1 protein-coding gene is annotated in these 778 nt (G+C 60.9%); it reads left to right on the forward strand.

Annotated elements, in window-relative coordinates; all coding sequences use genetic code 11:
- Positions 1-778, forward strand: a 778-nt coding sequence (locus tag RSB01_RS14110; RefSeq protein WP_332625757.1) for a diguanylate cyclase, incomplete at both ends; no start/stop codon positions are given.

A 778-nucleotide genomic window follows, 5' to 3' on the forward strand; every position in this document is an offset into this window, starting at 1 on the left:
GGCAGATAGTCCACGTCAACCGCGCGTTTATTGAAATCACCGGTTACCAGGTGGAAGACGTGATGGGCCACCAGCCGAGCCTGTTCAAGTCCGGGCGCCATTCGCCGGATTTTTATGAGCAGATGTTTCGCGCCCTCAACCAAGAGGGCGAGTGGAGCGGCGAGATCTGGAACCGCCGTAAAAGCGGGGAAATTTATCCACAGTGGCAAACCATCCGTGTCATCCACGATGACCAGGGCCGGGTCAGCCATTACGTGGCGGTGTTTTCTGACATCAGCGCCATCAAGCACTCCGAGCACGAACTGGCGCACCTGGCCCACCACGACCCGTTGACCGACCTGCCCAACCGCCTGTTGTTCACCGACCGCGCCGAGCAGGCGCTGGCCTCGGCGCAGATTCACAAGCGTGGCTGTGCGCTGTTGATGCTGGATCTGGACCACTTCAAGATCATCAACGACAGCCTGGGTCACAATGTAGGCGACCAGTTGCTCAAGGCCGTGGGCGAGCGCCTGCAGGGCTTGTTCGGTCCCGGCGTGACTTTGGCGCGCCTGGGTGGCGATGAGTTCGCGGTGCTGGCGGAAAGTTGTCCACAGGTGGTCCAGGCGGCCGCCCTGGCCCAGCGCATCATTGACAGCATGAAGCAGCCGTTCGTGTTCAACGGCCACCAGCTGTTTGTCAGCGTCAGTATTGGCATCAGCCTGTTCCCCAGCGATGCCCTGAGTGCCGAACAGTTGCTGCGCAACGCCGACTCCGCGTTGTTCAAGGCCAAGAGTTCCGG

Origin of the sequence: Brevundimonas sp. (genome assembly GCF_036659295.1) — a bacterium.
In the GTDB taxonomy this organism is placed as follows: domain Bacteria; phylum Pseudomonadota; class Alphaproteobacteria; order Caulobacterales; family Caulobacteraceae; genus Brevundimonas.